Genomic DNA, 12,240 nt, shown 5'->3' on the forward strand with positions numbered 1-12,240 from the left:
CCCGATTCCGTTATTATATCGAGCCTATCCCAGACCCCCGTTGCGCGCGCCCGAGATCGCATGTCGAAGCCAAAATCCTTCTTGAAGGCGCTGACCGAGACCGGCCCGTTGATCGCGCTGGGGACGGCGCTTGCGATCCTGGTCTCGATTGCGGGACCCGCCTCGGCGCAGTTCTTCAACTTCCCCGGCTTTGGCGGTCCGCCGCAGCGCCAGGCTCCGCCACCGCGCCAGGGCGGAGGCGGCGGCTGGTTCGGTGGTGATTTCTTCGCGCCGTTCCAGCAGCCACAGCAGCAGGCCCCGCGTCAGGATTTTTCGCGCGCGCCGGCACCGGCCAAGCGCGACACCACGCCCGACAAGAACGTGCTCGTGATCGGCGACGCCATGGCCGACTGGCTCGCCTATGGCCTGGAAGACGCCTACACCGAGCAGCCCGACATGGGCGTGATCCGCAAGCACAAGACCACCTCCGGCCTGATCAAGTACCAGCCGAAGGGCGAGCCCTCGGATTGGGCGGCGGCTGCGAGGGGCATTCTCGAGACCGAGAAGCCTGACGTCATCGTCGTCATGCTCGGCCTCAATGACCGCACCTCGATCCGCGAGCCGGTTGTCGACAAGTCGGACAAGGACAAGAAGAACGACAAGGGTGCGCGCGCCAAGCCACAAGGAAAAGGTGACGCAAAGCCCGGTGAGACCAAGCCCGGCGACGCCAAGCCGGACGCCGCCGCCAAGCCCGACGACAAGCCGGCCGATAGCGATCTGCCGCAAGACGATGCCGACAACGCCGATACGCCTGCGGCCGCGCCGGAAAAGACCGCGCGCAATCCCAACGGCGTCTATGAGTTCCGCGACGAGCGCTGGGTCGAGCTCTACGGCAAGAAGATCGAGGAGCTCGCGAACGTCCTCAAGGCCAAGGGCGTGCCGGTGCTCTGGGTCGGCCTGCCCGCGATCCGCGGCCCCAGGGGCACCGCCGACATGCTGTTCCTGGATTCGCTGTACCGCGAGGGCGCGGCCAAGGCCGGCATCACCTATGTCGACGTCTGGGACGGCTTCGTCGACGAAGCCGGCCGCTTCCTCCAGAAGGGCCCGGACTTCGAAGGCCAGATCCGCCAGCTGCGCAGCGGTGACGGCGTCTATTTCACCAAGGCCGGCGCACGCAAGCTCGCGCACTATGTCGAGCGCGAGATCACGCGGCTCTTGGCGGGCCGCTCCGGCCCGATCGCGCTGCCGAGCGAGCCGGCGACGCCCGACACCAGCGCCGAGCCCGGCAAGCCGGCGCCGCGGCCGCTGGCCGGCCCGATCGTGCCGCTGGTTGCGGCCTCGATCTCGACCGATCAGTTGCTGGGCGGCCCGGGCTCACGTCCCGCCGCCGTCGATGCGCTCGCTGCGAAGACGATGGTGAAGGGCGAGCCGCTGACGGCCCCCGCCGGCCGCGCCGACGATTATGCCTGGCCGCGCCGCGAAGTCGGCCGCGAGCAGGCCAAGGGCGATACGCCGATGGCGGCGACGACGCCTGAAGGCAGTGCCGCGCCGGGCTCGGCGGGGACGGGCGCCGCCGCCGCGATCGCGCCGCCGAAGCTCGCACCGAAAAAGCCGCCGCCGCCGCCACAGCAGCCGGCGCAGGCTGCGCCATCGTTTCGCGATTTCTTCGGCTTCGGCTCGCCGCAGCCAGCGCCGCGTCAAATGGCACCGGCGCCGCGCAATCCGAATCCCAACCCCGCGATCCCGCGCCCGCCTGGCAATGTCGGACGCTCGGCGGAGATATTCCGGTAGCTTGCTGAGTTGATGTCAGATGTCATTCCGGGGTGCGCGTAGCGCGAACCCGGAATCTCGTGCCGCAACGTCTGGATTCCGGGTTCGCCGCGCAGGCGCGGCGCCCCGGAATGACGTGGCAGATAGCTCAGCCGTAGTAGCGCCAGCGCGACGGCGGAGGACGACGCGCGGGACGCGACATCAGCAGCGCAAGTGCGAAGCCGATACCGCCGGCGACCAGCAGTGCGCCGAGCGGATTGTCCTGCACCTTCTTCGACAGCGCCTGTGTGCCATCGCGGAAGGTGTCGCCGCTGTTCTCATAGGCGTCCTTGGCGTAGCTCGTCGCAGTGTCCGCGGCGTCGCGCACCGCATCCTTGGCCTGGCCGTAGAGATTCTGCACCGTGCCTGCGGCCTCGCGGGCCTTACCCGACGCCTGCGTCTTGGCATCGCCTGCCATCTCTCCGACCGCGCCTTCTGCGCGTCCGGCATATTCCTTCGCCGATCCGACTATCCGATCCGTGTCCATGATGCTCCTCCTCGGGGGTCAACCCAAGTAACCGATCAGGCGCGGCGGGGTTCCAGCGGGGCTAGAGAATGAGCCCCCCGTCGACGACCAGCGTCTGACCGATGATGTAGGACGACAGCGGCGAGGCCAGGAAGAGCGCGGCGCCCGCCATGTCGCCCGGCGTGCCCAATCGCCGCAGCGGAATGCGCGACAATGCGCCTTCGAGCCGCTTGGGGTTGTCCGTCGTCACCTTCGTCATCTTGGTGTCGACGAGGCCCGGCGCGATGCCGTTGACGCGGATGCCGTCCTCGGCCCAGGCTTCGCCCAGCGTGCGCGTCAATCCGACCGCGCCGGTCTTCGAGGCATTGTAGGCGGGATTACCCATGGTGGAGTGATAGGCCGCGGTCGAGGACACCATGATCAGCGCGCCCTTCGCGTCCCGCAACATGGAATGGAATCGCGTGGCGCACGCCATCAGGCTCATCAGATTGACCTCGACGACCTTACGGAATCCGCTCATCTCGAACTCGCCGCGGCGGTAAATCACGGCTCCTTGCGCCAGCACCAGGATGTCGAGCCGGTCGAAGGACGGCGTGAACGCCTCGACGGCACTTGGGTTGCTGACGTCGAGCTGCGCATAAGCAAGACCGGTGAGATCGGAGCCTTCCGCCGTCGAATAGTCCGTTGCGTGAGCACGCGTGCCACAAACTGCGACGCTGGCGCCCCTCGTACGAAAGGCCTGCGCGATGCCGTTGCCAATGCCGCTGGAACCGCCGACGACCAGCACCTGCTTGCCTGAGAAATCGAGCTCGTTCGCCATCGCGGCCTCCCCTTTTGTTTTGCTTGTTTGACCTGTCTGCGGATCGATGCCAGCCTTGTCAATCATCACAACAAGCAAGACGCCGCGAGGGAACAGCATGTCCGACTCTAGAGAGCTCAGCCGGTCGGTGAAGGGCCTGACCGTTCTCGTCACCGGCGCGGCCAGCGGCATGGGACGCGCGACCGCGCGCGTATTCGCGAGCGAGGGCGCGAAGGTTGCCGTCACCGATTATGACGAGCAAGGCGCGCTATCGGTTGCGGAGCAGATTGCGGCAAGCGGCCGCGCGGCGAAGGCGTGGAGGCTCGACGTTGCCGATGCCGGCGAGATCAAGCGCGTGGTCGGTGATGTCGCCACGCATTTCGGCGGGCTCGACATCGTCATCAACAATGCCGGCATCTCCGTGCGCGTTGCGATCGATGATGAGACTTATGAAGACGCCTGGGCCAAGGCCATCGCAGTGATGCTGACGGCGCATCCGCGCATCATCCGCGCCGCGCTGCCGCATCTGCGCAGGTCGAAGAGCCCGCGCATCGTCAACATCGCCTCGACCGAGGCGCTCGGCGCCACCGCGTTGCACAGCCCCTATTCGGCGGCGAAGGGGGGCGTGGCGAGCCTCACGCGCTCGCTCGCGGTCGAGCTCGGCCGCGAGGGCATCACCGTCAACTGCATCTGCCCGGGGCCGATCCGCACCGCGATCACCGACCGCATCTCGGAGGAGCACAAGACCATCTATGCCAAGCGCCGCACGGCACTTGGCCGCTACGGCGACCCCGAAGAGGTCGCACATATGACGCTGAGCCTGTGCCTGCCGGCGGCATCGTTCCTGACCGGCGCGGTGATCCCGGTCGACGGCGGATTGATGGCGCGGAACGCGTGAGAGCCATGCGCCGCGAGCGTTGACAACTCCGAGTGCGGGAGTAGCTTTTTCGTCAGCAGAGCGGGACCAACCGCTCGCGGCCCGCGGGAGAGAACGCCATGACGATCGCCATCCGGCAGCTTCAGAAGCATTTTGTCGGCGAGGTTTCCGGCCTCGACCTGCGCAAGCCTCTCACACCGGATGAGGCGCGCGAGATCGAGGCCGCCATGGACAAATACGCGGTGCTCGTCTTCCACGACCAGAACATCACCGACGAGCAGCAGATGGCGTTTGCGCTCAACTTCGGCCAGCGCGAGGATGCGCGCGGCGGCACCGTAACCAAGGAAAAGGATTACCGGCTCCAGTCCGGTCTCAACGACGTCTCCAACCTCGATAAGCACGGCAAGCCGCTCGCAAAAGACAGCCGCACGCATCTGTTCAACCTCGGCAACTGCCTGTGGCATTCCGACAGCTCCTTCCGCCCGATTCCGGCAAAATTCTCGCTGCTGTCGGCGCGGGTGGTGAACCCGAAGGGCGGCAACACCGAATTCGCCGACATGCGGGCGGCCTATGACGCGCTCGACGAGGAGACCAAGGCGGAGATCGACGACCTCGTCTGCGAGCATTCGCTGATGTATTCGCGGGGATCGCTCGGCTTCACCGAATACACCGACGAGGAAAAGGAGATGTTCAAGCCGGTGCTGCAACGGCTGGTGCGCACCCATCCCGTGCATCGCCGCAAGTCGCTGTACCTGTCATCGCACGCCGGCAAGGTCGTCGGCATGAGCGTGCCGGAAGGACGGCTCTTGCTGCGCGATCTCAACGAGCACGCGACACAAGCAGAGTTCGTCTACGTCCACAAATGGAAGCTGCATGACCTCGTGATGTGGGACAACCGCCAGACCATGCACCGCGTCCGCCGCTACGATCAGTCCCAGCCTCGCGACATGCGCAGGGCGACTGTGGCCGGGGACCGAGCCGACGGTGCAGCAGCAGGCGGCGGAGTAGCGTGGCGAACACTGCCGTCGTGTCCCGGACAAGCGCAGCGAAGCGGAGCGCCGATCTGGGACCCCAGCACGAGCGCTTGCGCTCGTCGCGGTAACCGCAGCAAGTGGTTTGGCGAGGGCTCGGAGTTATCAGCCTGCGCAACAACTCCTCGCTGGGGTTGTGGGTCCCCGCTTTCGCGGGGACGACACCGGAGGGTGTTGTGGCAGCGATTACGATAACTACGCGTGGCCCGCCTCGTTCGAGAGCATGCCGGGGTCGATGCCGATCTTGCGCAGCGCCCGGCCGTATTTCTCTTCGACGTCGTCGCCGAAGATCAGGTCGGCATCCGCGTCGCAATGCAGCCAGCCGTTGCTCTGGATCTCGGTCTCGAGCTGGCCCGGCGCCCAGCCGGCATAGCCGAGCGCGAGGATCGCGTGCTTGGGGCCGGAGCCGTTGGCAATCGCGCGCAGGATGTCGACGGTCGCGGTGAGGCAGACGCCGTCGTCGATGCGCAGCGTTGCCTTCTCGATGTAGAAGTCGCTGGAATGCAGCACGAAGCCGCGGCCGGTGTCGACGGGGCCACCCTGCAATACCTTCATGGTTTCGGCATTCCCGGGCAGCTTGATGTGCTCTCCCTTCTTGATGATGCCGAGCTGCTGCAAGAGCTCGGGAAAATCGATGCTGCCGGCCGGCTGGTTGACGATGATGCCCATCGCGCCCTCGGCCGAATGGGCGCAGAGATAGATCACCGAACGCTCGAAGCGGGAGTCACCCATCACGGGCATTGCGATCAGGAGCCGGCCGTCGAGATAACCAGCCGAGCTGGGGAGCGCAGGGCCTGCGCTGCGGGTGCTTTCGCCCGTCCTTTTGCCTGTAGGAGCCATGGTGAAGCACTCCGGTTTCAATTCCTATCCTGATGTCGGGCCGGGCCGCTGTCAAATCAAGGCTTGCAGAGACCTGATTCAAGTGCATCCATCACAAGCAATTCAATGGTTTGGCCCGGGGTGCCCCTGTAAAGACGTGCCATGCTGACAAGAGTTCCCCTGCGTGCGGCGATTGGCGTCGCGACAACCTTGCTTGCGTCGTCCCTGGCGTTGACAGCCCAAGCTGATGACGCATCGCCCTGGCAGCGTGACGAACATTCCGCGGTGCGGCTGCTCGCGGGCTCGCGCAGCGGTGCCGTCCTGCTCGGCGGTATCGCCTTCCAGATCCAACCCGGCTGGAAGACCTATTGGCGCATGCCGGGCGATTCCGGCGTTCCGCCGCGGTTCGACTTCTCGAAGTCGGATAATGTCGAAGCGGTGACGGTGATGTGGCCGGCGCCGCAGAAATTCGACGACGGCGCCGGCGGCCATTCGATCGGCTATCACGACCAGATCGTGCTTCCCCTGCGGATCGTGCCCAAGGCGCCGGACAAGCCGGTGACCTTGCGCGCCGAGATCAACTACGCCGTGTGCGAGAAGCTCTGCATTCCCGTCGAGGCGAGCGCCGAGCTGGGCTTCAACAATGTCGCCTCGACCGAGGACGCGAACCTGCGGGCTGCGCTCGACACGGTACCGAAGCCGGCCAATATCGGCGATCCCAATCCGCTGACCATCCGCGACGTCAAGCGCGACGGGCCCAAGAACGTGGTGGTCGACGTGGTCGCGCCGGATGGCCGTGACGTCAACCTGTTCGTGGAAGGGCCGACGCCCGACTGGTCGTTGCCGATCCCCGCACCGGTCGAGCCCAGCCCGCCCGGCGTGAAGCGCTTCTCATTCGAACTCGACGGGTTGCCGCCGGGCGCCAGGGCCGAGGGCGCAGCGCTGAAGTTCACGCTGGTTGGGCCGGAGAAGTCGTACGAGTTCAATACGAACCTGGATTGATGTTTCCCGATCGTCCCCGCTCCCGTGCACGATTGCACACGAGAACGTGTACTCGAGAAGGTGCAGACGTCAGCCTCTGACCCTCAAGCGAAATCTCACGATCAACCAAAGTATTACTGTTGCTGGACCAGAGCAGTCTCAATTTTAGCGATGCCGAAGCAGCATGGTCAGTCTCGCAAGCGTCGTATAGGCTCTGCCAAACGTGGCATCCAGCGCCACGTCCAACCGCAAGGAGCAAGCCATGATGAATCTAAGGATTCTTGGCGCCGCCGTGATTGCGGCATCCGCCCTGTACAGTTCTGCTGCACCAGCGCAGCGGGCTCTCTCCAATCCGGACCTCTGCCAAGCTGAATTCGCCAACTGCACGGGTCTTGGAACCGGCAGTACCCCCACCGGCCCTCGATATCGGCAAGTATCTCGGCGAACGGCGTCTCAACAGCCGGCGCCAGTAACGGGTCCCCTCGGGGGCACGGCCAATCCCGGCAACTGGGGCAATTCCTACGCCATGTACGGCGGCGGCGGCGGTTACGGGTGGAACGGCAGCTGGAGTCAGTATGCTGCCCGCAACGGCATCGTGTGCAGGCCCGGCACCAATTACAAGGGTGCTGACGGTCTCCAGCATCTCTGCCAATAGCCCCATCCACTCCGAGGTTACAACAGGCGGCCGCAAAGGGCCGCCTGTTTCATGCCAGACCGTGGTTCTCAGCTTGGAGACGCCAGGCGCTTGTCTTCCAGCTGATGGTCGCTGGCCCTCTCGGCAGAGCGCTCACCTCATACGCGCCCTGACCACAGCGCCAGCTCATGCGCACGTGCCCAGGCCGGGACAACATCGTTGACCCAACCGTATCTTAACGAATGGTTGCTAGGTCAAAGGCTGCCGCAGCATGCGGAACGCTTGCTACGGGGCGTTTGCTACGGGACGCTTGCTACGGGCCTTGGGGATCTCGATTTGGCTGTGATGGATGCAGAGCCAGCAACGACCGGACCGGCCGGACTGATCGCGCGGTTGAGGGCTAAGCTGACCGGCGGATCGAGCGAGGCGTCGCTGACGCGGCGGCTGGCGGGCACCATCTTCATCATCCGCGTGATCAGCGCCGGTCTCGCCTATGTCTCGCAGGTGCTGCTGGCGCGCTGGATGGGCACCTCCGACTACGGCATCTATGTCTATGTCTGGACCTGGGTGCTGCTGCTCGGCAGCATGATGGATTTCGGCATCTCCGCCTCCGCGCAGAAGATCATCCCGGGGTACCGCACCAGCGGCGAACATGCGCGGCTGCGCGGCTTCCTCTCCGGCAGCCGCTGGCTGGTCTTTGCCATCTCCACGCTGATGTCGCTTGGCCTTGCCGGCATGGTCGGGCTGCTGTCACCCTGGATCGATCCGGCCGAAGCGCTGCCGCTCTATATCGGCTGCATGACGTTGCCCGCCTTCGTCGTTGCCAATGCCCAGGACGGCATCGCACGCTCGCATGACTGGATGCAGCTCGGTCTGATGCCGCAATTCATCATCCGCCAGGCGCTGATCATCGGCATCACGGCCGCGGCCTTCCTGCTCGGCTATCATCTCGGCGCGGTGGCCGCGATGGTCGCAAGCGCAGGCGCGGTGTGGATCGCGATGGCCGGGCAGATGGTGGTGCTGAACCGCAAGCTCGCTGATCACATCGAGCCGGGACCCAAGGCCTACGACGTCAGTGGCTGGCTCGCGGTGTCGTTGCCGATCCTGCTGGTGGAAAGCTTTTACCTGCTCTTGTCCTACACCGACGTGCTCGTGCTGCAGCAGTTTCGCCCCTCCGACGAGGTCGGCGTGTACTTCGCGGTGGTGAAGACGCTGGCGCTGGTGTCCTTCGTTCACTACGCGATGTCGGCGACGACGGCGCATCGCTTTGCCGAGTACAACGCACTCGGCGACAAGGCGCGGCTCTCAGCTTATGTGGCGCACGCCATCAGCTGGACGTTCTGGCCGTCGCTGGCGGCGACCATCGTGCTGCTCGCGCTTGGCAAGCCGCTGCTCTGGCTGTTCGGCCCGCAATTCGTAGTCGGCTCCGACATCATGTTCGTCGCCGCGATCGGCCTGGTGGTCCGCGCCGCGATCGGCCCGGTCGAGCGCCTGCTCAACATGCTCGGCCAGCAGAAGATCTGCGCCCTCGCCTACGCGCTGGCTTTCCTGATGAACGTCGTGCTCTGCATCGCCCTGGTGCCGCGCTACGGCGGCCACGGCGCGGCTGCCGCGACCTCGATCTCGCTGACTTTCGAAACCGTGCTGCTGTTCTGGATCGTGCGGCAGCGGCTGGGCCTGCACGTGCTGGCGTTTGGAAAATAGGCGTTACGGACCTGCCGGCGCCAGGGAACGGCCATTTCGCGGCACGGCTGGCTTGGAGGCGAAACTCCTACCATCTTCCGCTCTGCAGCACGATTCTTCTTATTCCATCCAAGTAGTTGCGCTCCAGGGAAAGTTTATTCTACGTCATATTGCCCAACCGACGAGATAAACCTAAGATTCCCCGCATATGATCGACCCGCTCTATGTCGCCTCCGGATTTGGCGTCGGCCTGCTTGTCGGGATGACCGGCGTGGGCGGCGGCTCGTTGATGACCCCGCTCTTGATCCTGCTGTTCGGCATCCATCCCTCGACCGCCGTCGGCACCGACCTGCTCTATGCCGCCGCCACCAAGACCGGCGGCAGCGTGGTGCATGGCTGGTCGCGCAGCGTGCACTGGCCGGCGGTGCTGCGGCTCGCCTGCGGCAGCATTCCGGCGAGCGCGCTGACGCTGCTGGTGCTGTGGAAGCTCGATCTCAGAAGCGATGCCGAGCGCAGCCTCGTCAACCTCGTGCTGTGCTTTGCGCTGCTGCTGACCGCGACCTCGCTGATCTTCCGCAAATCGATCATAGAGCGCTACCGCAAGCGCCTCGAACGCGTTGACGAGCGCACCACCGCGATCGCGACCGTCCTCACCGGCATCGTGCTCGGCGTGCTGGTTTCGATCTCGTCCGTCGGCGCCGGCGCAGTCGGCGTCACCGTGCTGCTGCTGCTCTACCCGCGGCTGCCGATGGCTAACATCGTCGGCTCCGACATCGCCCACGCGGTGCCGCTGACGCTGGTCGCGGGCGCCGGACACTGGCTGCTCGGCTCGGTCGATTGGGGGCTGATGGGCGTTCTGCTGCTGGGCTCGCTGCCGGGCATCATCCTCGGCAGCTACAGCGCGACGCGCGTGCCCGAGACGGTGCTGCGCGCCGCGCTCGCCTGCGTTCTCGTCGTGGTCGCCGGCAAGATCATGTTCGCGGAGTTGAACTTGTCGTCCGCCATCGTGACGGCACTGGCCTGGAGCCATTGAGCGGGAGGCTTGCGCCTCGCCCTCGCTCTCGGTGGGCAAAGGGAAGCGTGCCCACCAAACTCGGCGAGAATGCGCGCGGTGCGAAATGGTGGGCACGGCGCGATGCGCCCTTGCCCACCCGGCACCGGGCCATTACTCCGCGGTCCAGCCGCCGTCGATCGACAGGTTGGTGCCGGTGATCTGCGCGGCGTCGTCGCTGCACAGGAACAGGGCGAGCGCTGCGACCTGCTCGGAGGTGACGAACTCCTTGGTCGGCTGCGCGTCGAGCAGCACATCATTGATGACCTGCTCGCGCGTCAAATTGCGGGCCTTCATGGTGTCGGGGATCTGCTTCTCCACCAGCGGCGTCCAGACGTAGCCGGGGCTGATGCAGTTGCAGGTGATCTTGTGGGTCGCGACCTCGAGCGCCACGGTCTTGGTCAGGCCGGCGATGCCGTGCTTGGCGGACACATAGGCCGACTTGAAGGGCGAGGCGACCAGCGAGTGCGCCGAAGCCGTGTTGATGATACGGCCCCAGCCCTTCTTCTTCATGCCGGGGACAGCAGCGCGGATGGCATGGAAAGCCGAGGACAGGTTGATCGCGATGATCTGGTCCCACTTCTCGATCGGGAATTCCTCGATCGGCGAGACGAACTGGATGCCGGCGTTGTTGACGAGGATGTCGACCGAGCCAAACGTCTTCTCGCCGAGCGCGATCATCTGCGCGATCTCGGCCGGCTTGGTCATGTCGGCGGGCGAGTAGACCGCCTTCACGCCGAAATCGGACTCGATCTTGGAACGCTCCTTCTCGATGTCCTCAGGGGAGCCGAAGCCGTTGATGACGACATTGGCGCCGGCGCCGGCGAAGGCGCGCGCATAAGCAAGCCCGATACCGCTGGTCGAACCGGTCACGACGGCGTTCTTGCCTGAGAGAGTACCCATGTTATTCGCTCCTTTTTGCCGGGGGCGCGGTGACGTCCCCCGTGAGATCGTAGGTCACCATGGTCTCGCCGGACTGCGGCTTCTCCAGCCAATCCTTGTGGCGCATCGACAGATGCACGTCGCGCACGCCGGCTTCCCAATGCTCGACCATGGCGACATGCGAGAAGTCGTAATCCTTGGACGAGGATTCGTAGTTCTTGCTGCGATAGATCAGGTGCACCACCGTGACGGTGCTCTCACGTGCCGCCTTCGAAAGGAATTCGACCGAAGGATCATTCTTGAGATAATCGGGCAATTTGGAAATCAGGTCGCGCACCGCTCTGCGGGCGTTGTGGATCTGCTTGTTCTTGTCGGTGTTCATCCGCGTGCGGCTGGAATAGCGAATGTCCTTTTCGCGCTCGGCCGCTTCCAGCAGCGAATTCGGCAGGTCGCCGCGGGCGCTGAACAGGTCGACCTGGAAGATCAGCATGTCGCGCGCGAGCTCGGCATCGAGCACGTAGTCGAGCGGGGTATTTGAGGCGATGCCGCCGTCCCAGTAATGCTCGCCCTCGATGACGACGGAGGGAAAGCCGGGCGGCAGCGCGCCGGAGGCCATGATGTGCTCCGGGCCGATTTTCTTGCCGAGCTTCTTGAACTCGTAATTGTCGAAATATTTGAAGTTGCCGGAGGTGACGCCGACGGCGCCGACCGACAGGCGCGTCTTGAGGTCGTTGATGCGGTCGAAATCGACCAGCCGTTCCAAAGTCTTCTTCAGCGGCGCGGTGTCGTAATAGCTTTCGGCTTCGCGATGGCCGGGCGGCCAGAGCGGCGCGGGCGGCACGCGCGGGACGAAGAAGCCGGGCACGCCGAAGGTCGCGATCAAAGCGGCGCTGGTCGAGTTGAACAGCTCGCGGCTGTGATCGCTCTTGCCGATCGGCTTCCACGGCACCGGTGCGGACACCATCTCCCAGAATTCCTTCAGCCGCTCGACGCGGGTGTGGCCCTCGTTGCCGGCGATGATGGCGGCGTTGACGGCGCCGATCGAGATGCCGGCGACCCATTCCGGCTCGAAGCCGTAGCCGCACAGCGCCTGATAGGCGCCGGCCTGATACGAGCCGAGCGCGCCGCCGCCCTGGAGGACCAGGACACGTTGCGCATTCGCGGGGACGCTGGCGGATTCCGGGCTATGATCGGTCATGCGGGAACAATAGCAAAAGACGAGCCACCGT

At 65.2% G+C, this 12,240-nt stretch carries 10 protein-coding genes and 1 pseudogene; 6 read left to right on the top strand and 5 right to left on the bottom strand.

Features of this window, described 5'->3' with window-relative positions; all coding sequences use genetic code 11:
• The first annotated feature begins 60 nt into the window (after positions 1-60).
• Positions 61-1,770 (top strand): SGNH/GDSL hydrolase family protein, encoded by a 1,710-nt coding sequence (locus ACVWY3_RS26450; RefSeq protein ID WP_456841077.1) that lies wholly within the window; start codon positions 61-63, stop codon positions 1,768-1,770.
• A 127-nt stretch (positions 1,771-1,897) separates the two neighbouring features.
• Here the strand turns inward: ACVWY3_RS26450 and ACVWY3_RS26455 are convergent, their stop codons facing one another.
• Together ACVWY3_RS26455 and ACVWY3_RS26460 are read right to left on the bottom strand one after the other, a co-directional pair.
• On the bottom strand, positions 1,898-2,275 hold the full coding sequence (locus ACVWY3_RS26455) for a CsbD family protein (RefSeq protein ID WP_456841078.1): 378 nt from the start codon (positions 2,273-2,275) through the stop codon (positions 1,898-1,900).
• Positions 2,276-2,336: 61 nt separating this feature from the next.
• Positions 2,337-3,074 (bottom strand): SDR family NAD(P)-dependent oxidoreductase, encoded by a 738-nt coding sequence (locus ACVWY3_RS26460; RefSeq protein ID WP_456841079.1) that lies wholly within the window; start codon positions 3,072-3,074, stop codon positions 2,337-2,339.
• Positions 3,075-3,171: 97 nt separating this feature from the next.
• Between ACVWY3_RS26460 and ACVWY3_RS26465 the strand changes: the two genes are divergently transcribed.
• Positions 3,172-3,951 carry an SDR family NAD(P)-dependent oxidoreductase gene (locus tag ACVWY3_RS26465; protein WP_456841080.1) on the top strand — a complete coding sequence of 260 codons (780 nt, stop codon included), beginning with the start codon at positions 3,172-3,174 and terminating at the stop codon, positions 3,949-3,951.
• Between the two features lie 98 nt (positions 3,952-4,049).
• Positions 4,050-4,938: pseudogene (locus tag ACVWY3_RS26470) on the top strand (TauD/TfdA dioxygenase family protein).
• 218 nt (positions 4,939-5,156) lie between these two features.
• Here the strand turns inward: ACVWY3_RS26470 and ACVWY3_RS26475 are convergent.
• The gene (locus ACVWY3_RS26475; RefSeq protein ID WP_027561154.1) at positions 5,157-5,801 is read right to left on the bottom strand and encodes a YqgE/AlgH family protein; all 645 of its coding nucleotides are present in this window, start codon (positions 5,799-5,801) and stop codon (positions 5,157-5,159) included.
• A gap of 141 nt (positions 5,802-5,942) precedes the next feature.
• On the opposite strand from ACVWY3_RS26475, the gene ACVWY3_RS26480 reads away from it, so the two are divergent.
• From ACVWY3_RS26480 to ACVWY3_RS26490, 3 genes are all read left to right on the top strand, one after another.
• A complete protein-coding gene (locus tag ACVWY3_RS26480; RefSeq protein ID WP_456841081.1) occupies positions 5,943-6,782 on the top strand; it encodes a protein-disulfide reductase DsbD domain-containing protein in 840 nt (279 codons plus the stop codon).
• A gap of 949 nt (positions 6,783-7,731) precedes the next feature.
• Positions 7,732-9,099, top strand: coding sequence for a flippase (locus tag ACVWY3_RS26485; RefSeq protein WP_456841082.1), 1,368 nt, complete (start codon positions 7,732-7,734; stop codon positions 9,097-9,099).
• Positions 9,100-9,286: 187 nt separating this feature from the next.
• Positions 9,287-10,111 carry a sulfite exporter TauE/SafE family protein gene (locus ACVWY3_RS26490; protein ID WP_456841083.1) on the top strand — a complete coding sequence of 275 codons (825 nt, stop codon included), beginning with the start codon at positions 9,287-9,289 and terminating at the stop codon, positions 10,109-10,111.
• A gap of 132 nt (positions 10,112-10,243) precedes the next feature.
• On the opposite strand, the gene ACVWY3_RS26495 is transcribed toward ACVWY3_RS26490, so the two are convergent.
• Positions 10,244-11,032 carry a 3-hydroxybutyrate dehydrogenase gene (locus ACVWY3_RS26495; RefSeq protein WP_456841084.1) on the bottom strand — a complete coding sequence of 263 codons (789 nt, stop codon included), beginning with the start codon at positions 11,030-11,032 and terminating at the stop codon, positions 10,244-10,246.
• Between the two features lies 1 nt (position 11,033).
• Positions 11,034-12,209, bottom strand: a complete 1,176-nt coding sequence (locus tag ACVWY3_RS26500) for a DUF3734 domain-containing protein (protein ID WP_456841085.1) — start codon at positions 12,207-12,209, stop codon at positions 11,034-11,036.
• Positions 12,210-12,240 lie beyond the last annotated feature (31 nt).

The organism is Bradyrhizobium sp. USDA 4486 (assembly GCF_054057995.1).

Bases quoted from the DNA above. Each gene is read 5' to 3' on its own strand.
- ACVWY3_RS26450 (WP_456841077.1), top strand. From the start codon at position 61: ATGTCGAAGCCAAAATCCTTCTTGAAGGCGCTGACCGAGACCGGCCCG.
- ACVWY3_RS26455 (WP_456841078.1), bottom strand. From the start codon at position 2,275: ATGGACACGGATCGGATAGTCGGATCGGCGAAGGAATATGCCGGACGC.
- ACVWY3_RS26460 (WP_456841079.1), bottom strand. From the start codon at position 3,074: ATGGCGAACGAGCTCGATTTCTCAGGCAAGCAGGTGCTGGTCGTCGGC.
- ACVWY3_RS26465 (WP_456841080.1), top strand. From the start codon at position 3,172: ATGTCCGACTCTAGAGAGCTCAGCCGGTCGGTGAAGGGCCTGACCGTT.
- ACVWY3_RS26475 (WP_027561154.1), bottom strand. From the start codon at position 5,801: ATGGCTCCTACAGGCAAAAGGACGGGCGAAAGCACCCGCAGCGCAGGC.
- ACVWY3_RS26480 (WP_456841081.1), top strand. From the start codon at position 5,943: ATGCTGACAAGAGTTCCCCTGCGTGCGGCGATTGGCGTCGCGACAACC.
- ACVWY3_RS26490 (WP_456841083.1), top strand. From the start codon at position 9,287: ATGATCGACCCGCTCTATGTCGCCTCCGGATTTGGCGTCGGCCTGCTT.
- ACVWY3_RS26495 (WP_456841084.1), bottom strand. From the start codon at position 11,032: ATGGGTACTCTCTCAGGCAAGAACGCCGTCGTGACCGGTTCGACCAGC.
- ACVWY3_RS26500 (WP_456841085.1), bottom strand. From the start codon at position 12,209: ATGACCGATCATAGCCCGGAATCCGCCAGCGTCCCCGCGAATGCGCAA.